The sequence below is a fragment of the Roseibium sp. SCP14 genome, assembly GCF_040329475.1.
Classification (GTDB): Bacteria; Pseudomonadota; Alphaproteobacteria; order Rhizobiales; family Stappiaceae; genus Roseibium.
The window spans coordinates 173,827-196,550 of sequence record NZ_JBDZYH010000011.1 but is presented as its reverse complement, the minus strand read 5'-3'; the positions used below and the strand labels follow the sequence as shown (position 1 = coordinate 196,550).

General features: G+C 56.1%; 27 protein-coding genes and 1 pseudogene. 16 read left to right on the top strand and 12 right to left on the bottom strand.

The window, feature by feature from the left end; all coding sequences use genetic code 11:
- The 3 genes and pseudogenes from ABLQ08_RS29540 to ABLQ08_RS29530 form a co-directional block, all read right to left on the bottom strand.
- Positions 1-112: pseudogene (locus ABLQ08_RS29540) on the bottom strand (electron transfer flavoprotein subunit beta/FixA family protein); the annotation flags it as partial.
- A 275-nt stretch (positions 113-387) separates the two neighbouring features.
- Entirely contained in the window at positions 388-1,086 is a 699-nt protein-coding gene (locus tag ABLQ08_RS29535; RefSeq protein WP_352950030.1) for a hypothetical protein, read from the bottom strand.
- Positions 1,083-1,625 (bottom strand): RNA polymerase sigma factor, encoded by a 543-nt coding sequence (locus ABLQ08_RS29530; protein WP_352950028.1) that lies wholly within the window; start codon positions 1,623-1,625, stop codon positions 1,083-1,085. Before ABLQ08_RS29530 ends, ABLQ08_RS29535 begins: the two co-directional genes overlap by 4 nt.
- Before the next feature lie 175 nt (positions 1,626-1,800).
- Here ABLQ08_RS29530 and ABLQ08_RS29525 point away from each other — a divergent pair, with 175 nt between their 5' ends.
- Entirely contained in the window at positions 1,801-2,358 is a 558-nt protein-coding gene (locus ABLQ08_RS29525) for a hypothetical protein (protein WP_352950026.1), read from the top strand.
- A 99-nt stretch (positions 2,359-2,457) separates the two neighbouring features.
- Positions 2,458-2,769, top strand: a complete 312-nt coding sequence (locus tag ABLQ08_RS29520) for an RT0821/Lpp0805 family surface protein (protein ID WP_352950024.1) — start codon at positions 2,458-2,460, stop codon at positions 2,767-2,769.
- Positions 2,770-2,780: 11 nt separating this feature from the next.
- On the opposite strand, the gene ABLQ08_RS29515 is transcribed toward ABLQ08_RS29520, so the two are convergent.
- The 5 genes from ABLQ08_RS29515 to ABLQ08_RS29495 form a co-directional block, all read right to left on the bottom strand.
- Positions 2,781-3,473 carry a rhomboid family intramembrane serine protease gene (locus ABLQ08_RS29515; protein WP_352950022.1) on the bottom strand — a complete coding sequence of 231 codons (693 nt, stop codon included), beginning with the start codon at positions 3,471-3,473 and terminating at the stop codon, positions 2,781-2,783.
- Positions 3,474-3,512: 39 nt separating this feature from the next.
- On the bottom strand, positions 3,513-4,088 hold the full coding sequence (locus ABLQ08_RS29510) for a cob(I)yrinic acid a,c-diamide adenosyltransferase (RefSeq protein WP_352950020.1): 576 nt from the start codon (positions 4,086-4,088) through the stop codon (positions 3,513-3,515).
- A gap of 18 nt (positions 4,089-4,106) precedes the next feature.
- Positions 4,107-4,304 carry a twin transmembrane helix small protein gene (locus ABLQ08_RS29505; RefSeq protein ID WP_352950018.1) on the bottom strand — a complete coding sequence of 66 codons (198 nt, stop codon included), beginning with the start codon at positions 4,302-4,304 and terminating at the stop codon, positions 4,107-4,109.
- 59 nt (positions 4,305-4,363) lie between these two features.
- On the bottom strand, positions 4,364-5,236 hold the full coding sequence (locus ABLQ08_RS29500) for an SDR family NAD(P)-dependent oxidoreductase (RefSeq protein WP_352950016.1): 873 nt from the start codon (positions 5,234-5,236) through the stop codon (positions 4,364-4,366).
- A 77-nt stretch (positions 5,237-5,313) separates the two neighbouring features.
- A complete protein-coding gene (locus ABLQ08_RS29495) occupies positions 5,314-6,552 on the bottom strand; it encodes a ubiquinone biosynthesis hydroxylase (RefSeq protein ID WP_352950014.1) in 1,239 nt (412 codons plus the stop codon).
- Positions 6,553-6,708: 156 nt separating this feature from the next.
- Between ABLQ08_RS29495 and tesB the strand changes: the two genes are divergently transcribed.
- On the top strand, positions 6,709-7,575 hold the full coding sequence (gene tesB / locus ABLQ08_RS29490) for an acyl-CoA thioesterase II (RefSeq protein WP_352950012.1): 867 nt from the start codon (positions 6,709-6,711) through the stop codon (positions 7,573-7,575).
- A gap of 74 nt (positions 7,576-7,649) precedes the next feature.
- Here the strand turns inward: tesB and ABLQ08_RS29485 are convergent, their stop codons facing one another.
- From ABLQ08_RS29485 to ABLQ08_RS29475, 3 genes are all read right to left on the bottom strand, one after another.
- Positions 7,650-8,864 carry a CobW family GTP-binding protein gene (locus ABLQ08_RS29485; RefSeq protein ID WP_352950010.1) on the bottom strand — a complete coding sequence of 405 codons (1,215 nt, stop codon included), beginning with the start codon at positions 8,862-8,864 and terminating at the stop codon, positions 7,650-7,652.
- 147 nt (positions 8,865-9,011) lie between these two features.
- Positions 9,012-9,302, bottom strand: a complete 291-nt coding sequence (locus ABLQ08_RS29480; protein WP_352950008.1) for a hypothetical protein — start codon at positions 9,300-9,302, stop codon at positions 9,012-9,014.
- Between the two features lie 197 nt (positions 9,303-9,499).
- On the bottom strand, positions 9,500-10,894 hold the full coding sequence (locus tag ABLQ08_RS29475) for a D-alanyl-D-alanine carboxypeptidase family protein (protein WP_352950006.1): 1,395 nt from the start codon (positions 10,892-10,894) through the stop codon (positions 9,500-9,502).
- Between the two features lie 375 nt (positions 10,895-11,269).
- Here ABLQ08_RS29475 and ABLQ08_RS29470 point away from each other — a divergent pair, with 375 nt between their 5' ends.
- From ABLQ08_RS29470 to acs, 13 genes are all read left to right on the top strand, one after another.
- Entirely contained in the window at positions 11,270-12,124 is an 855-nt protein-coding gene (locus ABLQ08_RS29470; RefSeq protein WP_352950004.1) for an urease accessory protein UreD, read from the top strand.
- A 16-nt stretch (positions 12,125-12,140) separates the two neighbouring features.
- A complete protein-coding gene (locus ABLQ08_RS29465; RefSeq protein WP_352950002.1) occupies positions 12,141-12,443 on the top strand; it encodes an urease subunit gamma in 303 nt (100 codons plus the stop codon).
- A 32-nt stretch (positions 12,444-12,475) separates the two neighbouring features.
- Complete coding sequence (locus tag ABLQ08_RS29460) at positions 12,476-12,781, top strand: urease subunit beta (protein ID WP_352950000.1); 306 nt, start codon at positions 12,476-12,478, stop codon at positions 12,779-12,781.
- A gap of 18 nt (positions 12,782-12,799) precedes the next feature.
- Positions 12,800-13,207, top strand: coding sequence for a lysozyme inhibitor LprI family protein (locus tag ABLQ08_RS29455; RefSeq protein ID WP_352949998.1), 408 nt, complete (start codon positions 12,800-12,802; stop codon positions 13,205-13,207).
- Positions 13,207-13,629: a lysozyme inhibitor LprI family protein gene (locus ABLQ08_RS29450; protein WP_352949996.1), complete on the top strand. Its 423-nt coding sequence runs from the start codon at positions 13,207-13,209 to the stop codon at positions 13,627-13,629. Before ABLQ08_RS29455 ends, ABLQ08_RS29450 begins: the two co-directional genes overlap by 1 nt.
- A gap of 34 nt (positions 13,630-13,663) precedes the next feature.
- Entirely contained in the window at positions 13,664-15,376 is a 1,713-nt protein-coding gene (gene ureC / locus ABLQ08_RS29445; RefSeq protein WP_352949994.1) for an urease subunit alpha, read from the top strand.
- Positions 15,377-15,410: 34 nt separating this feature from the next.
- Positions 15,411-16,016 carry a glutathione S-transferase family protein gene (locus ABLQ08_RS29440; protein ID WP_352949992.1) on the top strand — a complete coding sequence of 202 codons (606 nt, stop codon included), beginning with the start codon at positions 15,411-15,413 and terminating at the stop codon, positions 16,014-16,016.
- The gene (locus tag ABLQ08_RS29435; RefSeq protein WP_352949990.1) at positions 16,013-16,516 is read left to right on the top strand and encodes an urease accessory protein UreE; all 504 of its coding nucleotides are present in this window, start codon (positions 16,013-16,015) and stop codon (positions 16,514-16,516) included. The genes ABLQ08_RS29440 and ABLQ08_RS29435 overlap by 4 nt, the downstream gene beginning before the upstream one ends.
- Positions 16,440-17,222 (top strand): urease accessory protein UreF, encoded by a 783-nt coding sequence (locus ABLQ08_RS29430; RefSeq protein ID WP_352949988.1) that lies wholly within the window; start codon positions 16,440-16,442, stop codon positions 17,220-17,222. The genes ABLQ08_RS29435 and ABLQ08_RS29430 overlap by 77 nt, the downstream gene beginning before the upstream one ends.
- The gene (gene ureG, locus ABLQ08_RS29425; RefSeq protein WP_352949986.1) at positions 17,219-17,836 is read left to right on the top strand and encodes an urease accessory protein UreG; all 618 of its coding nucleotides are present in this window, start codon (positions 17,219-17,221) and stop codon (positions 17,834-17,836) included. Before ABLQ08_RS29430 ends, ureG begins: the two co-directional genes overlap by 4 nt.
- 20 nt (positions 17,837-17,856) lie before the next feature.
- Complete coding sequence (locus tag ABLQ08_RS29420; protein ID WP_352949984.1) at positions 17,857-18,561, top strand: hypothetical protein; 705 nt, start codon at positions 17,857-17,859, stop codon at positions 18,559-18,561.
- A 79-nt stretch (positions 18,562-18,640) separates the two neighbouring features.
- Positions 18,641-19,039: a DUF1761 domain-containing protein gene (locus ABLQ08_RS29415; RefSeq protein WP_352949982.1), complete on the top strand. Its 399-nt coding sequence runs from the start codon at positions 18,641-18,643 to the stop codon at positions 19,037-19,039.
- A gap of 180 nt (positions 19,040-19,219) precedes the next feature.
- On the top strand, positions 19,220-21,157 hold the full coding sequence (gene acs / locus ABLQ08_RS29410) for an acetate--CoA ligase (RefSeq protein WP_352949980.1): 1,938 nt from the start codon (positions 19,220-19,222) through the stop codon (positions 21,155-21,157).
- A gap of 65 nt (positions 21,158-21,222) precedes the next feature.
- Here the strand turns inward: acs and ABLQ08_RS29405 are convergent, their stop codons facing one another.
- Positions 21,223-22,644, bottom strand: coding sequence for a Tad domain-containing protein (locus tag ABLQ08_RS29405; RefSeq protein ID WP_352949978.1), 1,422 nt, complete (start codon positions 22,642-22,644; stop codon positions 21,223-21,225).
- Positions 22,645-22,724 lie beyond the last annotated feature (80 nt).

The following is a 22,724-nucleotide window of genomic DNA, read 5'->3' as shown; positions in this document are numbered from 1 at the left end:
ACGGGTTCATGGACATCTTGACGTTGGCAAGATCGACACCTGAACCGTCCGGCTTGACGCGAACTTTCACGTTGTAATCGATGACCCGCTTAACGGGTACGAGGATTTTCATTTGGTCTCAACCTCTTGCTCGGCCGGCATTTCACCGCACCGCATTATCCGGCTTTTCCCGTCCGACATGACATGAAATCATTAGCAGTGGAAACAAGCCAATCGTGGCGCATGGCGGGGGACGGTACTGACCTGTACGGCAGCTGTCAATTGCGCTAATTGGTCTAACGATGCAATTTGCCGGGCTTGGAAAAGCATGCGTCGCAAAAATGATAGTTCGGCAATGCAGCAAACCGCGAATTACCGTCTGACATCGCGAAAAAAGTGTAGCCGTCGTCAGATGCCGGAAGATTGCGGCGGGAACTTGTCCGACACCGGTTCGGCAAACACCGTCGTCCAGGTTCCATCCTGCTCACGGCAGGCTGTACCCCTGATGGACAGATCCCGACCACCAAATGTCGACTGCCGCAAATATTGACGGCACCAATGCCCGCTTTTGCTCTTATAGGTCTTGATTGGCGTCAGAACCTCGGTCCAATCACCTTCCTGACCGATAAATACAGTCTCGCCGCTGACCCGCGTTTCGAGCGCTTCCTGCACGCTCTGAGTAAGCAGAATGCGCTCGGTTTCCAGGTGAGCGGCAAGAGAGGCAACGGCATCATCCATGCGGGACTGCATCCAGATACTGGTAAACATGAAGGTTCCCGCGATGAGAACCAGCGCCGCGGCCATTTGCACTATGGCGTTGCTCCAGAATGGCCGGGCATGAGGCTTGGCTGGCGTTCCTCTTTTTTCAAACTCGCGGTCGATCACAGCCTGGAAACGGTCGAGACTGTCAGCGGGAAGTTCGGCAGGAACGGTATCCTGCAGCAATGCATTGTCCTCGGCCACCTGCCGGAGGCACTTTTCACTGTCCTCATCACCGCGGATCTTCGCCAGCAGCATGGCACGCTCTTCGCCGGAGCCTTCGCCGTCGAGTATCTTGCCAATTTCCTGGATAAGCAGGACTTGTTCGCGCTTTTCGTCGAATGTCATGACATACCTCCTGGCATGCTGCGAAGTTTGGCCCCCTGTGCGGTGTCCTTTTTCTCCAGAAATTCCCGTAACTTCAATCGTGCCCGGGCAAGCCTGCTGGTCACGGTACCAATCGGAACTCCCAGTTCTTCTGCAACGTCCTTGTAGCTCTGGCCTTCAATGGCGATCTTCAACAACACCTGACGGTTATCTTCTTCCAGCTGCCCTATGAACGCCTGTACCTTCTGCAGCTCCAGACTGCTGGCGGCAGCCTTCGCACCGTCGTAGCTTTCCTCAAAATCCAACATTGCCAAATCGAATAACCTGGCGCGATTTGCCGTATCGCGCACGGAATTGAAATAAAGGTTCTGAAGGATGCGAAACATCCAGCTGTCGAGACGTGTCGCCGGATCAAACTGATCCAGGGACCGGATTGCCCGTTCGCAAGTCGTCTGTACCAGATCGTCTGCCTGATCCGGGTTCCGGCACAGCCTCAAAGCGAAACTTCTCAGTTTCGGCAGCAAGCGGATCATCTCCGTCTTCAGTGTGTCTTCAGGCAAAGAGTTCTCCGCAAACCGCTCTTACATCAACAACACCTGAAGAGACCTTTTTATCCCGGCTTTTTTTGGACTAATGTCGGGAAGAAGAAAGAATACCTAGGTGTTGTGCGTACGTAATCGGCAAATTGCCTCGCAATTCTGTCAAGACAGCAACCTCGTCAGAAGCTCGAACTTGATGAAACACACGCGTCAGATCTCATTGCACGACCGCCTCTCTGCGATGTTCCGTGGTCTGACGGGTGTTGCGGTTGCGGCGATGGTGTTCTCTCTCGTCTTCGTTAGCCCCTTGATTGACATGAAAGACACTATCGCCGCCGCCGCACAATCGGCGTCTGACCGGAACGAGCGGGCGGAGCGACGCGCTGAGCGGCGGGCAGAACGCAATCAACGCAGGAGCGAACGGCAGGCAGAGCGAGCGGAACGGCGAAGCGAGCGGCAAAGCCAGAAAGCTGAAAAGCGAAGTAACGGCCGAAGCAAATCGGAAAAGGGTGCCAGTCCTTCAAAGACAAGCTCCGAGACAGACATAGGTACAAATAACAAGCCCGAAGCAGATATCCCCAGCAATTCCGGTCCGAATACCAGTTCGGGCGCAGCTGCCCCAGAAAAGCCCGCATCCGGACATCTCATCAATCGCATTCTCGGTGAACCAAGGTTCAGCGGCGATAGTGAGCCTTCCGGAGGTGCCCTGTCGAAAAGGGAGGAACGGGAGGCCATTCAGAACGGTTGGCAATAGATCCAAAAGGTGGGATTGGATTTGGCGATTTCTGGGGGCCGGCTTGCCGAGCAAGCCACGTTTCTTTCTTTGTGCGCGGTTTTGCTTTCCGCATGTTCCGTGTTCCCGTTTCAAGGCTCTTCAGAGGCCATATTTTCGACGGTCGAGACCAGTCTGAAACCCTCTGACAAGTCCATCGCCAGCAAGAACCTGCAAAAGGCGTTGGAGAAGTCTCTTTCCGGCAATTCCGTTCGCTGGCAAAACCCGACGAGTGGCGCACGCGGCTCGGTCACACCTCTCAAGACGTGGAAAACATCCGAGGGAACTTATTGCCGCTCTTTCCGCGAAAAAATTGAACTGGCGTCCGGCAGGACCATCAGCCGCAACGGCGTTGCCTGCAGAACCGCTGAGGCTGTCTGGGAAGCAACGTGATCTGAAACATGTCAGGTCAGGTTTCGGTCGAAGAGAGGGACGCCCCGCCTGCGGAAGAAAACCACCAGAACAGCGCCTGCCGCCAGACCGCCGACATGCGCGATCCAGGCGACCTGGCTTTCCTCGGACATCACCGCGTTCACGATCTGATAGACCACCCAGGCTCCAAGCAGCCATTGAGCTGTCAGGCGCAATGGGATTCTGCCAAAAGCCAGAACCCATACCTTGACCCGAGGATGCAGCAACAGATACGCGGCGACAACGCCCGAAACTGCGCCTGATGCCCCTATGAGCGGCACTTCGGAATTGACGTCCAGAACCGCATAGGCCAGGCCACCGCCGGCGGCGCACAAAAGATAAAAAATCAGGTAGCGCACGTGCCCCATCGCATCTTCCACATTGTCACCGAAGACCCACAAGAACAACATGTTGCCGATAAGATGCATGAACCCGCCATGCAGGAATGCATATGTGATCAGCGACATCCAGTCCGGCAACACCTGAAGGTGAGGCGCAAGATCGCGAATATCGAAGAGAACGACGGGTATCAGTCCAAAAGACAGGGACGAGGCGCCGACGGCCTCGAAGCTTCCCGCCCCCTGAAACAGCAGAAAGATCAGCACGTTCAGGGCGATGATCGTCAAATTGACGATCGGAAACGGGACATGCTCCAGACGATTGTGATCATGAAGCGGAATGAACATGAAGCGCTCTGCCCAATTCGTCCGGTCTGAGAAAAGAGATTATCGGTTCTGGCCCGGGACCCACAAAACGTCCTTTTCGCCCTTGCCATTCAGCGAGCGGGAAGCCACGAAAAAAAAGTCCGACAAGCGGTTCATGTAACGAACAGCGGCTGGATTGATCTTTTCACGCGCTGCCAGATCCACCATCAGGCGTTCCGCCCGCCTGGACACCGTCCGGGCAAGATGCAGATGCGCGGAAGCTTTGCTTCCTCCTGGCAGCACAAATGATCGGAGCGGGGACAGGTCGGCGTTCAGCTGGTCGATGGCTTGTTCGATCGCTTCCACTTGAGCGTCGGTGATGCGCAGCGGTTCGTATCCAAGGTCCTTGTCGGTCTCGGGCGTGGCAAGATCCGCACCAAGGTCGAAGAGATCATTTTGAATCCGGTTCAAAACCCGGTCGACCTCAGGGGTCTCATCACAGGTGTGCAGCCGGACCAGTCCGACAACGGCATTTGTCTCGTCCACCGTGCCATAGGCTTCAATCCTGAGATCGCACTTCGACCGCCGTTCGCCGGATCCAAGCGCCGTTGTGCCGTCGTCACCTGTCTTTGTGTAAATCTTGTTCAGAACAACCATTTTGTCCGTTTCCCCAGCTTACGTTCCGGTGCCGAAAAAGTAGAGCCCGCCCATCACCAGGACAATAACCAGAAACTGCAAGCCGACCCGCCAGCGCATCAGCATTTGCGACCGGTTGGCCGGACCGTCCCGGAACATGTTCCAAAGACCGAGCAATAGAACAACCAGAACCGCGGCCATGCCGACGGGAATGAGGATGTTGATGATTTCAGCCATTTTGCTTCCCTTTTACACCGACCGCTCCCGAGGCCGGATACCGCCGCCTTGCGTGCAACCTATTCTTCTCCGTCCGCCGCCCAGATGCAGAACCTGTCCAGCAGGCTGACCGGCAGGACCCTGTTTGCCACAGCCATGATCGTGGTCGGTATCGTGACATGGTACCGCGCTTTCGACCGCTTGGCCTCTACGGCATGTATCAACCTTTTGACAACGGCTTCCGGTGGCAGTTTGAATGGTCCGGGTTCGCCGGCCTCCATACGCACCCGCCTTTTCCCGTAAGTTTGCCGATGCCTCGACGCCTTCAATCCTTCTTCTCCGATCCAGCGATCGAAGTTGGCCAGAGCGTTTTCGGTAAACCTTGTGCCGATCGGGCCGGGTTCAATCAGTGAAACCTGAATTCCGGTGCCTTTCAGTTCCTGACGCAACGTGTCGGAATATGCTTCGAGTGCGAATTTCGAGGCAGTGTAGGCCCCACGGTATTTCAGAGCCACAAAGCCAAGCACTGACGAACATTGAACAATCCTGCCCGAACCGCATTCCCGCATGGATGGGATCAGACGCCGGGTCAAGTCATGCCAGCCGATGAAGTTGGCCTCGAACAAGGCGCGCAATGCCTCTGTCGGCATGTCTTCCAGGGCGCCCGGAACCGCGTATGCACCATTGTTGAAAACAGCGTTCAGTTTGCCGTCCGTCAGCTGAAGAACAGTATCGGCCGTTTCCCTGATGCTATCCGGATCTTCGTAATCCAGGCGATAGGCTTCAAACCCCAGACCGGCCAGCCTGTCGACATCTTCCTTCTTCCTGGCGGTTGGAAAAACCCGCCAGTTCCGGCCGCGCAATATGTGAGCAGCGGCGGCTCCAATGCCGGACGAACATCCCGTTATCAAAATCGACCGATGCTCCGGGAAATTCGCTGGATGATCAATCATTCAAGGCAAATCCAGTAGTGAAATGGCTTTTTCACGGGGTCGGATCCACTTTTGAACCCTTGTCCCGGACTTTCCTATCAGATTGGTTCCCCTGAAAGCAATTTCGGCACAGGTCCTGCAAATCCTGCTGCTTCCTTGATGAAGTGCGATTTCAGGCCCGGCATGCGATCCACCACTCCGAGACCGAAATCACGAACGGCGCGCAGGACATCGCTGTCATTTGAGAAAAGCCGGTTGAGCACGTCCGTGACAACGCCCATCTGGAACGTGTCGAACCTGCGCCAACGCTGGTATCGCTCCAGAATGTCGAAACCGCCGACATCCTGGCCAAGGCGGCGTGCATCAACCAGCACTTCCGCCAGCGCTGCCACATCCTTGAAACCGAGATTGAGGCCCTGGCCTGCGATCGGGTGAATGCCGTGCGCCGCATCGCCGATCAGAGCAAAGCGCGGTTTGACGAAATCCCGGGCAAGTTTCAGCCCCAGAGGAAACGCCTTTCGCGGGCCGTCCAGCTCCAGCGTTCCGAGATGATGACCGAACCGCCGCTCCAGTTCGAGTTCGAAAGTGAACTCGTCCGAGCGCACAAGCCGATCAGCGTCGGAAGTTTTTTCTGTCCAAACAAGCGAGGACCGGTTGCCTGGAAGCGGCAGGATAGCGAAAGGTCCGGCAGGCAGAAAATGCTCTTCCGCCCGGCCGTGATGCGGCCGCTCGTGCTTGACCGTCGTCACGATGCCCGACTGGCCATAGTCCCAGTTCACCGTGCGAATGCCAGCCAGGTCCCGCAGTTTGGAACGGACACCGTCGGCTGCAACCAGCAAACGGCCCTTCAACCGGGTGCCGTCTTCAAGATCCAGTTCAACATGATCGGGAAGCGTGCGAAACGTCTCGGCCGTCCCGGGAGCAAAAAAGGCAACTCCAAGCGATTTTGCCGCTTCATAAAGCGCCGGCATCATCACACCGTTGGGCATCATGTGGGCAAACGGTTCCCCCGCCGTTGCCTCACCGTCAAATGTCAGGAAAACCGGACGAACGGCATCCCGCAACTTGCTGTCGGTCACGATCATTTCTTTGATCGGTTGGGCTTCGCTTTCGATCTGCTGCCAGATGCCGAGCTGTGTCAGCATGCGGGAGGCGGCGGCCGCAATTGCCGATGCCCTTGGGTCTTTGTGAAGCTGATCCATGGGCTTTGGATCGACAACAGCACATTTCAGCCCGGCGTCGCCCTGTTTCAAGGCAACTGCCAGGGACAGGCCAACATAACCGCCACCGGCAATCACGACATCGAACATGTCTGCGGTTTTGTCTTTCTTTGCCACTGTCTTTCTCCTTGCCTCCGGTTTCCCTTAAGGCATCTTGACTTTAACGTCAGGTCCCGTCCAAGAGTGCACTCGGGTCTCCATGAAAACAATGACCTGTCGGGCCGCCTTATTCGGCCAAATCACCCGGGACACTATCTAACAGGGATCGCGCCGATGAACACGGCCATTGATAACCTTCTACAAATTCTTGATCTGGAACCGCTGGAACGCAACCTGTTCCGTGGTCGCAGTCCCCAGGTCGGCTGGCAACGGGTGTTTGGCGGCCAGGTTATCGGCCAGGCGCTCGTGGCCGCATCCCGCACGGTGGTGGAAGACCGGCACGTTCATTCGCTTCATGGTTATTTCCTCCGTCCAGGCGACCCGCAAGTGCCGATTATCTACGAAGTTGACCGGATCCGGGACGGTGGCAGCTTTACCACACGCCGGGTCGTCGCCATTCAGCACGGAGAGGCGATTTTTTCCATGTCCGCTTCCTTTCAGGTGCACGAGGAAGGGCTTGAGCATCAAATCGACATGCCTAAGGTCCCCACGCCAGACGAGTTGCCCAGCGAGCAGGACCTGAAGGAGAAATTCCTGTCCATGGCACCGGAAAACATCCGCAGATACTGGGAGAGGGAACGGCCGATCGAAATGCGTCCGGTCGACATGACCCACTATTTCAGCAAGAAGCCGCTCCCACCCAACCAGTATGTCTGGGTGCGGGCAACGGGTACATTGCCGGATGACGAACGCATTCATCAGTGTGTCCTGGCATACGCCTCGGATATGACACTTCTCGATACGTCGCTGTTCCCGCACGGCACATCGGTGTTCAGTCCGAAAATCCAGGCCGCCAGCCTGGACCATGCCATGTGGTTCCATCACCCCTTCCGCGCCGATGAGTGGATGCTCTACGCGACCGATAGCACGTCGTCGTCCGGATCACGCGGCATGAACCGCGGCTCCCTGTTCACGATGGATGGCAAGCTGATTGCGTCAACCGCACAGGAAGGCCTCATCCGCCTGCGCAAGAAAGACTGACGCCTGAGGTGCGAAGCCCCTTGGCAGAAGCGATCTTCGCACCAATCATCGCGCCATTCCGTCGGAGAAAACTCCTAGCGGATAGGGCTGGTGAAACCGGATATCGCCAGGGGGTTTTCGGTCATCGCCTTCTGGTCCGGCGTATCGGGCAGCAAAGCGCCTGAAAAAGCCTCGAACATCTTGCGCACAAATCCTTCCGGCAAATCCTTGGTTATGAAGACCATTCGGGTGCGATGATCGTCGTCCGGCCAGGCTTCCAATGTCGCCGGGGGATGAAAGACGTGCTGAACACCGTGAATGACCACCGGCCGGTCCGGATCTTCGGCGAGCTGCACGATACCCTTCACCCGCAACAGCTTGGGGCCATGGGCCGAGCGCAGCAGATCAAGGAACATCTCCAAAGCAGATGCACTGACCGGGCGATCGGTAGCCAGTGTGAACGCCCGGATCGCATCGCTGTGCCGATTCACATCATGCTCATGGTCATGGTTATGACCGTGGCTGTGCCCATGATCGTGAGAGTGGTGATGGTCGCCATGATGATCATGACTGTGCGGTTTGTTTTCGTAAGCCTCGGCATTCAGCCAGGCGGCAACATCCGGGATCTTGCTGTCTGGATTGTAAAGTCCAGCATTGAACAGCCGGTCGGGTTCGGCATCGCCATCCTGAACATTCAAGAGCTGAGCCCCGGGATTGAGAACAGCGAGCCGCTGTTGCAGGGCTTCAAAAGCCGCTTTGTCTTCTTCCGAAGTCAGGAGATCCGTCTTGGTGAAAACCAGCCGGTCGGCAACAGCTGCCTGTTTACGCGCCTCTTCATGGTTTTCCAGTGTGGACAAACCGTTGACCGCATCGACAAGCGTGATCACGCTGTCCAGCCTGTACCGCATCACAAGATAGGGGTGCAACATGACCGTGTGAAGGATCGGCGCCGGGTCGGCAAGGCCGGTTGTTTCGATCACCACTCTGTTAAGGCGCTCCATCCGTCCGTTGTCCAGACGGCGCAGAAGATTCTCCAGGGTGGTGACCAGGTCACCCCGGATTGTGCAGCACAGGCAGCCGGATGAAAGTTCCACGATACCGTCGCCAGCCTGATCGACAAACAGATGGTCAAGCCCGATCTCACCAAATTCGTTGATGATCACTGCCGTATCCGCCATCGCCGGATCTTTGAGAATCCGGTTCAACAGCGTCGTCTTGCCGGATCCAAGAAACCCGGTCAGTACGGAAAGGGGAATGGGGGGCTTGGGTCCTTTACGGCCGGTTTCACCGGAATCCGTTGCGGCAGCCATACGCGTGTCTCCTAAAGATGCAGCGCTTATCGGCGGTTCTTCCAATCACGGGAGGAAGAATACACCTGCCAGATGCGCAGCGGAACTGAAGCGCATCGCTAACATTCTTTTCAGGAGACGGTCAAAGAGATTGGCCAGGAAAAGCGCCTAGCCGGCGTTCAATACCGGTTGCTCACTCTCGGCCTCGGTGTCATCTTCGCATTCGCTTGCCAAAAGATCCATTGGCGTCAGGTCCTGCACGAGACCGGCAGCTTCCTCTTCAGCCGACAGTTCTGCTGCCTCTTCCGCATCAACGACGCTTTTCACCGCTTCGGCCGCTTTACGAAGTGTTGCGATGACTTCCTCGACCGAGACCCCTTCTTCCAGCTGGTTGGCGGAAAGCTCTGCCAAGCTTGCAAGTGCCCGGATGGTGGCTGTTGATCTCGGTTCAATCATCATGCGATCTCTCGATCTGTTTGGTTTCGGCATGTTCTATGCCGCAAATTACCCAACGGGCGTCACTGAAAATTCTGCAGTTCAATTGCCAATGTCAGATGAATGCTTACGACAGTGTTAATGAGCAGCGTAAATAAAGGGTTAATTCCTCTATTTACGCTACTGTCCCGACCGGCAAACGAATTTGAGGTTGCAACACTTTACTTGCGTGGACTTGGAGACGGCACCGGCACCGTGAAATCAAGCCCCTTGCGGAAGATCGAACCGGGAGCTGCCTGCGACGCATCGGTCGCCGAGCCAGGCCTTTGGGAAGTCGTTTGCGGAATGGCGCCAGCAGTACTGCCCTGTGCAGTCTTCTTCAGCTTTTCACGGATTTCGCCTTCCGCCTTGCGCATGGGATTGGCAGTCGGTGTCGGAATGTCCTCAGCCGGAACTGCGGGGGTGCTCACGGAAACCGATGCGCTTGTCGGAGGGGAGCCCGTGGGCTTGCCCAAACCGACTTGCAGCGGACGGTAGACAACGCGGCGCGGTCCCAGGGTCCGGTCCAGGATCTTGGCCCAGTCCGGCTTTCCGTTGGCCTTCGTAAATCCACTGGCGTCAATTTCTTTCTTCTTGTTTTTCCCGACCCCGGCAAAAGCAAGAAGGCCACCGGATTTGTTCTCCATGTCGTACCGTGCCATGTAACCCTTTGCACCCGGACTCTTGTTGCGCCGGCAATAGCCGTCAGCAGGAGGCTTGCCGGAGGAGCCGGTCAGGCTGGAAACCTTTGTTCCACCACTGCGCTTCTTGAAGCCTTTGTCGAAAGTCTCGCGCGCAAACGCAGTGCGCTCCAATCCCGAGCCTGCTCCAAGGATAACTGCAATAAGGGTTCGCCCCCGTCGGGTCGCGGAAGCAGCAACATTGTAACCGGAGTTGCAGATGTAACCCGTCTTCATGCCGTTTGCGCCCGGCACGCGAAGTAGAAATTCGCGATTGGCGGAGCGCAAGGTCTTCTTGCCGAAGCGAATGCCCGGATGATTGTAGAAATTGCCGGATTCGGGAAAATCACGACGCAAGGCCATTGCGAGGATGGCCATGTCCCGGGCACTCGTGACCTGACGATTGTCCGGCAGGCCATGAGGGTTGGTAAAATGGGTATTGGTCATGCCGAGCCGCCTGGCCTCGGCGTTCATCATGTCAATGAACGCCTTTTCGGACCCGGCAACGGCTTCACCAAGCGCGACTGCAACATCATTGGCGGATTTGATCAGGATGATCTTCAGCGCAGTATCGACAGTGAACCGGGTACCAACCTTGAATCCCATCTTGCTGGGCGGTTCAGAAATGGAATTTTTCGACTGGACCACCGCCGAATTCAGCGTAAGGCGTCCTTCCCGGATTGCCTTGAAGGTGACATAGGCCGTCATCATCTTGGTCAACGAGGCCGGGTACCACTTGCGAGTGGCGTTTTTCTGATCAAGCACGGCGCCCGTCTTGGCGTCTATGATGATATACGCACCGATATCCGCCCTCGCGGAACCAGCGGGCAAACTCAGCAGGAAGGCGAGCACGACAAAACAAATACATGCCAGGCGGCCAATTGGGCTTGAAAACACAGGGATCCCTCGCTGGTCACACCGCAGAAACGAAATACGCAAATTACGCTAAGGCAATTAATTTTCTGCTGCGCTCTTAAAAAAACGGATCATGGAGTTGAGGGCAACCCCTTCACCGTTCACCTTGTCTGCCATTCTTTTATGCAATCGCCGAATTTTTAGACAAATTCGTGTTGTGATCCTATCTTACCCACTGAAAAAAGACGCCCTTTTCCCGCTGAGAGCCGCTCCAGTTCCCGTGAACAGGTTTTGGCCCGGCTCTTGCTAAGATTGCCAAGGGTGCCTTCCGGAGCTCGTCTTAAGCCAATCCGGATTGGGCTCCCAAAAAACGACCCTGTATGAATGGGGCGTGTCAATTCGGGGAGCGAAACGGACATGCATGATGCTGTCGCAGCATCGGAAAAAGACGCATTAGCGCAGAAAATGCAGCGGGTCAGGGGAACCGCGCGCATCCGTTTTGCCAATTCATCGAACAAGACCCGCTTGGCCGACCTCTATCAAAGCGGTTCCGCCAAAGTCAGGCTGCCAAGGGTTCACGGTCAGCCGCAAACCGCCGTTCTGATCAATACCGCGGGTGGACTGACCGGCGGCGACGAACTCCACTACGATGTGACTGCCGAAGAAAACACCCACGTCCTTGTGACGAGCCAGACAGCCGAACGTGCCTATAGAAGCTCGTTCGGCGCCGCAAAGGTGGCAGGCAGGTTCGCAATCAATTCCGGCGCAACCCTCGAATGGCTGCCACAGGAAACAATTCTTTTCGATGCATCCCGTTTGGAACGGACGATCTCTGCCGACCTTGCCTCCGACGCCCGTCTGTTGATGCTGGAGACCCTGGTGCTTGGCCGTAAAGCCATGGGCGAAAAGGTCCAGTCCCTGACATTCCGGGACAGTTGGCGCATCCGACGGGATGGAAAACTGGTGTTCGCTGACGATATTCGCCTCGATGGAGATCCTGACCGCTTCCTAAAGGGCCCGGCAACAGCTGACGGATGCCTTGCCGTTGCAACGCTGGTCGATTGTGCTGTGGATGCCGAAGACAGATTATCGCTTGCTCGGACCGTTCTTGATGATCTGCCGACAGGGGAAACCCATGCTGCAACCAGTGCCTGGAACGGATTGCTAACCGCAAGGTTTGTCAGCCGGGACGGCCGCACGTTGCGGGATTCCTTGATGAAATTTCTGACCAGTTATCGCGCCTTGGATCTGCCGCGCGTCTGGTATTGCTGATTTGGAGAGCTGAACCATGAACCTGACACCTCGGGAAAAAGACAAGCTGCTCGTTGCCATGGCCGCGATGGTTGCCCGCCGCCGTCTCGAACGGGGCGTCAAGCTCAATCATCCTGAAGCGATTGCGCTTATTTCCGATTTTGTCGTCGAGGGTGCCCGTGACGGCCGTTCGGTCGCCGACCTGATGGCAGCAGGTGCAACCGTTCTGACCCGTGAACAGGTCATGGAAGGAGTTGCAGAAATGATTCACGACGTACAGGTGGAAGCAACCTTTCCCGACGGCACCAAGCTTGTGACGGTGCACGCGCCGATCCGTTGAGTTTCAAGGCATTTTTGATCAGGAGTTTGAACATGATCCCCGGAGAAGTGTTTCCCGCTGACGGTGAGATTGAATTGAATGCCGGACTGAAGACCGTGACACTGGATGTTTCCAACACAGGCGACCGTCCGGTCCAGGTCGGCAGTCATTATCATTTCGCCGAAACCAACAAAGGGCTATCGTTTGACAGGGAAAAGGCACATGGCATGCGCCTTGATATTCCGGCAGGCACTGCTGTTCGTTTCGAACCCGGACAGACACGCTCCATAACTCTGATACCCTACCGGGGGAGCCGAACCGTCTTCGGTTTCAATCAGAAGGTGATGGGTCAGCTCTGACGTCTTGGGAGAAAACGAATGCTTCGACCACTTTTGACCCTGGTGCTCTTGAGCTCCGCCACTGGTATGGCGAATGCGCAACAAGCGCCAGACTGCAGCAATGCGGCCACTCAGATGGAAATCACGCAATGCGCCTACCAGGAATGGCAGGCAACGGATGCGGAACTGAACACTGTCTACAAGTCCGCCATGACCAACATGCGTGCGTTGGACAGCGATTTATCAGAGCATCTGAAAGGCGCTGCCGATGCCCTGCAGGACGCCCAGCGCGCGTGGCTGCCGTATCGCGACAAGGCCTGCCAGAGTTATGGGTTTCTGGCCCGGGGCGGAACGATGGAACCGATGCTGGTCAACATCTGTCTCGCGCAGCTGACCCGGCAGCGGGTGAAGGAACTGAAGGAAATTGCCGAGGGGCTTGGAAACTGATGATCAAGTCACATTGTCGGCTCCTGCTTGTCGGCGCCTTGCTCAGTCTCCCTGCCATGTCAGGGGTATTTGCGCAGGAAAACATCGACTGCGGCTACCCGCTGAACAATTCCGAACGCACCTATTGCGCTGAAAAAGCCCTGAAAGAGGCGAACGAACGCATGGAAGCTGCCTACGGGAAACTCCGCGAGAAGGTGGTCGAGATGGATAACGAGCTGCCTGAGCACCTGAAGGGCAGCCCTGCTGCGCTGGACGAAGCGCAAGCGGCATGGACCAGTTTCCGGGAGAAGGACTGCAGGGCCTATGGCTTTCCGTTCATGGGTGGAACCCGTGGAAACGAACTCTACCGGGGATGCATGATTGTTCTCACCATGCAACGCGCGGACGACCTGGAAGCCACACTTGAAGACTACAGCAATTGATGCAGCGTCTGCCTGATCGCTGACTGGAGACATAATGGCCCATAAAATGCCCCGTGCCGCCTATGCGGACATGTTCGGACCAACGACCGGCGACAAGGTGCGCCTGGCCGATACCGACCTCATCATTGAGGTGGAAAAGGATTTCACCACCTATGGCGAGGAAGTGAAGTTCGGCGGCGGCAAGGTCATTCGAGACGGCATGGGTCAGTCCCAGGCCCCACGGTCGGCAGGAGCAGTCGATACGGTGATCACCAATGCCTTGATCGTGGATCACTGGGGCATCGTCAAAGCCGACGTCGGCTTGAAGGACGGCCGTATCGTCGGCATCGGCAAGGCCGGAAATCCCGATGTACAGCCGGGTGTCGACATTGTCGTGGGCCCGGGCACGGAAGCCATAGCCGGAGAAGGCAAGATCCTGACCGCCGGCGCGCTGGATGTTCATATCCATTTCATCTGCCCCCAGCAGATCGATGACGCGCTCATGTCCGGTGTCACGACCATGCTTGGCGGCGGTACGGGACCGGCAACAGGCACCAACGCGACGACCTGCACACCGGGTCCCTGGCACATCACCCGGATGCTGCAATCAGCCGACAGTTTCCCGATGAACCTGGCTTTTGCGGGCAAGGGAAATGCCTCGCTTCCGGCAGCGCTTGAAGAACAGATCCTTGCAGGTGCCTCTGCCTTGAAGCTGCATGAGGACTGGGGCACGACACCTGCAGCCATCGACACTTGTCTGTCCGTTGCCGACGAATACGACGTCCAGGTGATGATCCATACCGACACGCTGAACGAGTCCGGCTTTGTCGAAAACACCACGGCCGCATTCAAGGACCGCACCATTCACGCTTTTCACACGGAAGGTGCAGGTGGTGGGCATGCCCCGGATATCATCAAGGTCTGCGGCGAGACGAACGTGCTGCCTTCGTCCACCAATCCGACGCGCCCCTACACGGTGAACACGCTGGAAGAGCATCTCGACATGCTCATGGTCTGTCATCATCTGGACAGCTCCATTCCAGAAGACGTTGCCTTTGCCGAAAGCAGGATACGTAAGGAAACCATCGCGGCAGAAGACATACTTCACGACATGGGCGCCTTTTCGATCATCGCTTCCGACAGCCAGGCGATGGGCCGGGTCGGAGAAGTGATCATTCGCACGCTGCAGACCGCGCACAAGATGAAGGTCCAGCGCGGACAGCTGGCCGAAGAAGCAGGGAACAACGACAATTTCCGCGTCAAGCGCTACATGTCCAAGATCACCATCAATCCGGCCATTGCACACGGTCTGGATGAACATGTCGGTTCTGTTGAAATCGGCAAACTTGCCGATCTTGTGCTTTGGGATCCCAAATTCTTTGGTGTGAAACCGGACATGGTTCTGAAACTCGGCACGATCGCCGCAGCCCCGATGGGCGATCCGAACGCTTCAATCCCAACACCCCAACCGGTGCACTACCGGCCAATGTTCGGCGCTTTCGGCAAGGCAAGAACCGAAAGCCGGGTAACTTTTGTGTCCCAGGCCGCCTATGCCGACAATGTCGCGGAAAAGGCTGGTCTTGAAAGCCTGGTTCTGCCGGTGAAAAACGTGCGTGGCGGTATTTCCAAGAAATCCATGGTGCTGAACGATGCAACACCGGACATTGACGTGCATCCGGAAACCTATGAGGTGCGTGCAGACGGTGAACTCCTGACCTGCGAACCGGCCGAAGTGCTGCCGATGGCACAGCGGTACTTCCTGTTTTAAGGTTTGCGCCAACGATCGAACCGGGAGCACATGCATGTACAAGATAATCGGATTTCCGCGCACCCGCGCCATGCGCGTCATGTGGTTGCTGGAGGAGTTGGACGAGCCGTATGAACTTGTTCCCGCCATGCCGCAATCAGCAGAAGTGCGTGCGCTCACACCGGACGGCAAGGTGCCCATTCTTCTGGATGGCGATGCGGCAATCACCGAGTCTGTTGCGATTTGCACCTACCTTGCCGACAAGCACGGTAAATTCACCTTTCCGGCGGGCACGCTGGAGCGCGCAAGACAGGACAGCTTTACCCAGTTCGCGGTCGATGTTCTCGAAGGAGCCCTTTGGACGGCGGCGAAGAACACCTTCATTCATCCGGAAGACATGCGGGTTCCGGCCATCAAGGAAGTCTGCAAGCAAGAGTTCAGCCGTGGTTTGAAGACATTGGAAAAACGTCTTGGATCCGGTCCCTACGTCATGGGTGACACTTTCACGATTGCCGACATCATCATCGGTCATTGCTCCGGCTGGGCAATAGTCGCCAATTTCGACATCCCGATGGAGGGACCCGTGTACGAGTATTTCAAGCGCCTTCGTGAACGCCCCGGTTTCAAGGCCATGAAGGCAAAGGTCGATGCTGCCCAATGATCCGAGTGCAGAAAATTCACCCAGCCGGAAGCTGGCTGACGGAGCCTTCCGACACGATTACGCTCGACCGTGAAGACAGGCACCGCCGCCGCGCGGTACTGACCGGTCAGAACGGCCTGTCCTTTCTGCTCGATGAACCGAACGCTGTTCACCTGCATCACCGCGACGGCCTGGAATTGGAAGACGGCAGGATCGTCGAGGTTTTGGCCGAACCGGAAGATCTGGTGGAGATCGAGGCCGAAGACACCGCTCATCTGGTGAAAATTGCCTGGCATCTGGGCAACAGGCACTTGCCGACCCAACTGATGGGGCAGACCTTGCGTATCCGCCGTGACCACGTCATCGAAGACATGGTTGCCAGGCTTGGGGGCAGCATGTCTCTCGTGTCAGCGCCCTTTGATCCGGAAGGAGGGGCCTACGGACATGGCCGGACCCAGGGTCATCATCACGGACATGACCATGGGCACCATCGTCACGATCATGGACACAGCCATGACTGACCCTGTCCATTTGCCTGCGCTTTATCGCTTGCTGACTTTTATGTCCCCGGCTTTTCCGATCGGCGCTTTCACCTACAGCCATGGTCTCGAACAGGTTATTGACCAGGGCGGCGTTACCGACACCGGTGAACTGAAAGCCTGGCTGGAGGACGTGCTGAATTTCGGTGCTGGTCGCAGCGATGCAATCCTGCTGAAGGAAACCTATCGGGCAGCCGTGGACTGCGACGAGGAAACCGTTCGAAGCATGCGAGAACTCGCTCTGGCGCTTCAACCTTCCAGGGAAAGGCATCTGGAAACAAGTGCGCAGGGAACTGCGTTTCTGAATACGATTGAGAAAAGCTGGATGCCCGACCCGGACGTTCCTGCAGGCAAACTGCTTCAGGATCTTGCAAAAGCCGACGAGAATGACTGGCCATATCCGGTCGCCCTTGGCCTGGTTTGCGCGGCCCATGAGATCCCCGAAAAGGCATCGCTTACGTCTTATCTGCACGCATTCTCCGCCAACATCGTCTCGGTCGCCGTACGGGCAGTGCCCCTCGGACAGAATGACGGCCAGGCAGTTCTGGCGACACTTGAACCAGTCATATTCCGCGTGGCGGAAGACGCCCGCTCCGCTGGTCTGGACGACCTTGGCAGCTCCACCTTTCTGGCGGACATCGCATCGATGGCGCATGAAACACAATATTCGAGGCTATTTCGCTCATGAGTTCTCCAAATGGCCCTTTGCGTGTCGGCATAGGCGGTCCGGTCGGGGCCGGAAAAACCACTTTGACGGATCGGTTGTGCAAAGCCATGCGAGACCGGTTCTCTCTCGCTGTCATCACCAACGATATCTATACAAGTGAGGATGCCGAGGCGCTGATGCGCTCGCAGGCCCTTACGAGCGATCGAATTCGCGGTGTCGAAACCGGCGGATGCCCGCACACTGCAATCCGTGAAGATGCTTCGATCAATCTCGCTGCAGTCCACGACCTCACTCGCGCGATCCCGAATCTGGAGCTGATCCTGATCGAATCCGGCGGAGACAACCTTGCGGCCACCTTTTCGCCCGAACTTGCGGATTTGACCCTCTATGTGATCGACGTCGCAGCAGGGGAGGAGATCCCGCGCAAAGGTGGGCCTGGCATCACACGCTCCGATCTCCTGATCATAAACAAGACAGACCTCGCCCCGTATGTGGGTGCCGATCTCAATGTCATGAATCGGGATGCTACAAAGATGCGCAAGGACCGACCGTTCGTATTTGCCAATTCAAAGGCGGGTGAAGGTATCGACATGGTCGTCGATTTCATCATAGAGAAAGGTGGATTGAACGCTTAGACCCAGAGCTTTGTTATTCGATGGTTATGGAAAAGCAGGCTGCCTGCGCTTTCAACAATGCCTTTTGGTGCAACGCCGTGCTGAAGGCCGCAGGAGCAAGGACGAAATACGAAACGGATTTTTGGCAGGCCGAAGGAAAACAGCTTCCGCTTTATCCGAGTATTGTAACACTGTCCGCCACTCCAGGCGCTTCCCTGCGCACGGCTCTTCTTGAACTTCCATCGGGATCTGCGGTCAAAGACAGCTTTGATTGCCTGGACTTGGAGCGCGATGGTTTTCAGAAACTTTTTTCCGGAACCTGGTTGTTTAGGCCGGCTTCAATGACCGGCAGGACCTCCGCTGCTTCAGGCTGGCAAAAGATCACCCATCCCACCGGATTGAAAAAATGGTTGGCGGCGTGGAATGACAATGAAAGTCTGCACAGCCTGTTTCCGTCCAGCCTTCTGGAATTGGGAGCGGTGAGTTTTGCAGCCATTGCTTCTGGAGAGGATTTCAAGGCGGGCGCAGTGTTCAACTCCGGTCCGGAGTTTGGAGGCCGTGACGTACTTGGCTTGTCCAACGTCTTTTGCCGCAAGAACTGGCTCTACAGCGCGCTTCGTGAGCTGCTTCAACCATTTCCCCACAAATCGATCGCGACTTATGAAACGGATGACGACGTCATTCCCGTTTATCGCCAGCTCGGCTTCGAGGAATGTGGCCAGTTGAGTGTCTGGCTGAAAAACTGATCGAACCAGATACCTGTTCTGCTTGATCTTTTTCACAAATCCCCCCAACCTGACCGTAATTTTGCGGAGGGGCAAACTCATGATGTTTGACGGAGTGAATCTGATCGCGGTTGCCGCGGCAGCCATCGGGTCGTTCATATTCGGTTCGATCTGGTACGGAGTGCTCGGCAAGGCATGGATGCGCGCAGCCGACCTGACCGAAGAACAGACGAAACCGGATCCGGTAACGCTCGGCATCACCTTCGTCTGCCAGCTCCTTATGGCCTTCGTATTCGCCGGTATTATCTACCACAGCGGCGGAACAAGTATCCGAACAGGTCTGATTTCAGCTTTCATGATCTGGGCCGGCATCGTTCTGACCACGCAGATCATCAATCACCGGTTTCAAGGGCGACCCTGGAGCCTGACTTTTATCGATTGCGGCCACTGGCTCGGCGTGCTGGTGGTACAGGGCGTCGTCATTGGCTGGCTCAGCTGACGCGAACGTAAGACCTTGCAATTTCAAAAACATTAGACCAAGGACTCGGCGACTAAAGGACTAAAGTTTGGTTCTGGACGCTTAAGGGGGCCATACGCATAATGGCCCCCGGCAAAATAGGTCAGCGGTGAGGGGACGCACCTGCCGCCGGCCCAAATGTGGTTTCTGGGAGGTTCTCACATGTCTGACTCTGTTTTTCCCGTTCCTGCGGAGGTTGCCGCGCGGGCGCATGTCGACAACGCCAAATACTTGGAGATGTATCAGCGCTCCGTGGAAGACCCTGACAGTTTCTGGGGTGAACACGGCAAGCGTGTCGACTGGATCAAACCCTATACCAAGGTAAAAAACACCTCGTACGACTACCATAATGTTTCGATCAAGTGGTTCGAGGACGGCACGCTGAATGTCTCGGCCAACTGTGTCGACCGACACCTTGAAAAGCGCGGTGATCAACCTGCGATCATCTGGGAAGGAGACGACCCGAACGAGCAGAAGGTCATCACTTATCGGCAACTGCACCAGGAAGTGAACAAGTTCGCCAACGTGCTGCTGGATCAAGGCGTCAAAAAGGGCGACCGGGTCACGATCTACATGCCGATGATCCCCGAAGCAGCCTATGCCATGCTGGCTTGTGCGCGTATTGGCGCCGTCCATTCGATCGTTTTCGGCGGCTTCTCTCCGGACAGCCTCGCCCAGCGTATCGAGGACTGCGAATCCGATTGCATCGTCACCGCCGATGAAGGCTTGCGTGGTGGCCGCAAGGTTCCGCTCAAGGACAACGTCGACAAGGCCGCCGAAAAGGCACCTGTCAAGAGCGTGATTGTCGTCAAGCGTACCGGTGGCGACATCAAGATGCAGGACGGGCGGGACATCTGGTATCACGAAGCGGCCGCCAGGGTAGCGGACCATTGCGAACCAGCGGAAATGAACGCGGAAGATCCGCTGTTCATTCTCTATACCTCCGGTTCGACAGGAAAGCCGAAAGGCGTGATGCACACGAGCGGCGGATACCTCGTTTACGCCTCGATGACCCATGAATACGTCTTCGACTACCATGAGGGCGATGTCTACTGGTGCACGGCTGACGTTGGCTGGGTCACCGGTCACAGCTACATTGTTTACGGCCCGCTTGCCAATGGCGCCACAACGTTGATGTTCGAAGGCGTGCCGACCTATCCGGGACCGGGACGCTTCTGGGAAGTTTGCGACAAACACAACGTCAATATCTTCTATACCGCACCAACCGCGATCCGCGCGCTGATGGGTGCCGGCGATGAGCACGTCACCAAGACATCCCGCAAATCTCTGCGTCTTCTTGGCTCGGTCGGTGAGCCGATCAACCCCGAGGCCTGGACGTGGTACTACAACGTTGTCGGTGAAGGGCGTTGCCCGATTGTCGACACCTGGTGGCAGACAGAAACCGGAGGGATCCTGATCACGCCGCTACCGGGTGCAACAGCACTCAAGCCCGGATCTGCCACACGGCCGTTCTTCGGCGTTCAGCCGGCAGTCGTTGATGCGGAAGGCAAGTTCCTGGAAGGGGCAACGGAAGGCAATCTTGTCATCAAGGACAGCTGGCCGGGTCAGATGCGCACGGTCTACGGCGATCACGAACGTTTCGTCCAAACCTACTTCGCCACCTACAAGGGCCTCTATTTCACCGGTGACGGCTGCCGCCGTGACGAGGATGGATACTACTGGATCACGGGCCGCGTCGACGACGTCATCAACGTTTCCGGCCACCGCATGGGTACAGCGGAAGTCGAAAGCGCTCTTGTCGCCCATCCGAAGGTCTCTGAAGCTGCTGTCGTCGGTTATCCGCACGACATCAAGGGTCAGGGCATCTATGCCTATGTCACGCTGATGGAAGGCGAGGAGCCGACCGACGAGCTGAAGAAGGAACTGGTCAAGCACGTTCGGGCGGAAATCGGTCCCATTGCCTCACCGGACCTGATTCAGTTTGCACCGGGCCTGCCGAAGACCCGTTCCGGCAAGATCATGCGCCGCATCCTGCGCAAGATTGCGGAGGACAGCTTCGAAAACCTCGGCGATACCTCAACTCTGGCCGATCCGACCGTTGTCGATGACCTGATCGACAATCGGCAGAACCGGGACTGATAATTTTGCTCAAACGAAGAAAGGCCCGCCGATTGGCGGGCCTTTTTTTGACTTATGCATGACGATTATTTGGACAAGTGGATCAGCTGGATCTTCTTTGCGATATAGCTAAAGGCGTCGATCAACTCGCTTGAACTCGTCGCTTGATAGTAATTGCCGTCGCTTGCGCAAGCTTGCATGTTCTTCGAACCTGCAGAGCTGTTATTGGTACCGAAGTAGACTCCAAAGATTTTGATACCAGCTTCCTTCATTGCTTTGCAGAGTTCACGTTGGTCAGTGGAAGAATTGTTGCTGTAAGACTGGCTCTCGCTCTTTTCTCTCCAGTCATAAACATCAACCGTCTGATTCCAACATGTTCTGGACCACCCCCAACCTGAGCAATATCGCTTGTTTTCCTGTTCGACGAAGTCGTAGTACCGGTTGTTGTCTCCATCCGTCATGATAATGGCAAATTTCAACACATCGTCATCGCTGTACAAGGCGGGTTTGCTGTCCGACGGCCAGACTTCCGAGTAGTTGGGCGACAAGCTGTTCCACCCCCACACCACGCCTGTCTGACCGGCGGTACCGCCATTGTCTTCCAGAGCCTTGATGGCATCGACCAGCGTCTTCCTTTCTGCGGTCAGTGGGATCATCTTTGAATCCCTGGAACAGTTATTGCTGCCGCCGCCATAAAAGGTATCTTTTGGGGGAGGATTGACCTTGTCGTAGTAATCGTAGGTGTTGTCTGTGTATTTGACCTTGAACTCCTCGGACCCATCATCATAGTCCTGCCGTTCAGTTACACACACACTGCTATCAGCATAGCCGTAGGCTTCGCCTTTAACCTTGCCGGCATAACTTCCAAGGTTCACACCCTGGCTGTACGGGACCAGTGAAATGCGGACCTTACTGTCACTTTCATCTGTTCCTTCGGGTATGAGAATATCTACAAGACCTTCAGAGGCATCCCTAAGGGTGTCCATATCGGATGACATGGAACCGGTCACGTCCAGAACAAGTGCCAATTCGACATCGTAACGCGAGTAACTGACTTGTGCGGCGGTTCCGAACTCAAAGACCTCCGGCCCGATGTCCTTGATGGAATAGCCACCCATTCCAAGGAAATAATTTTCCAAACTCGCTGTTGAACTGACCGACACGATCCCGTTTTCAGGATCAATTTCGTACTTAAGGTTCTTGATTGCTTCGTCCAGGAACTCTGCATTGGCAAGGTTGGCTTCAAAGGAGCTGGACAAAATCTCTATGATGTCAGATTCCTTCAACGTCGTGGTGGACAGCTCCGTCGCAAGAGCCAATCCGGCAGCGTCCAACGCATAGGAAAGCTTTTCCCGAGCAGCCACGGTTCTGGATATGTCAATCGCGGCGCCTGCGATGACGATCATCAGTAGAACCATGACACCGAAGATCGGCAAGACAGCTGCCTTGCTGTCGTCAACAAGGCCGCGGACCAACTTATGGCAACGAATTAACTGTCTTTTGCTCATGACTGCCTCACATCGTTATGAGACAGCTACTACAGAAAAGTACCTAAAGCCTTAAATGAACACTGCAGAAAGTGTTAACA